Raw genomic sequence first — 266 nt, forward strand, 5'->3', positions numbered from 1 at the left:
TGAGGAAATCAGCACCGACTTTCAGTGCACCCGAACCGCCGACAGTCTGAATGGTCGCAATACGGTTTTGTTGCAGAGCCGGATGTTCCGCACCGAATAACAACGTCTGAATAGCGCTGCGGTAGGCGGGCAGGCCATCCATCGGCAGATAAACCGAGGCAGTTTGCGGCAACGCGTTCATCTGATTTTCAGCCACTTCCACGGAGCTAAGTTGGGGAATAATACCTTGCTCGTCGTAATACAGACCGATGCTCAGATTAACCTTC

General features: G+C 52.6%; 1 protein-coding gene. It reads right to left on the reverse strand.

The window, feature by feature from the left end:
- Window positions 1-256 (reverse strand): aminotransferase class I/II-fold pyridoxal phosphate-dependent enzyme (locus tag KB213_RS12060; RefSeq protein WP_346266718.1); only part of this gene is annotated, 256 nt, incomplete at its 3' end.
- Window positions 257-266 lie beyond the last annotated feature (10 nt).

The organism is Neokomagataea anthophila, from assembly GCF_018122595.1.
Taxonomy (GTDB): Bacteria; Pseudomonadota; Alphaproteobacteria; order Acetobacterales; family Acetobacteraceae; genus Gluconobacter; species Gluconobacter anthophilus.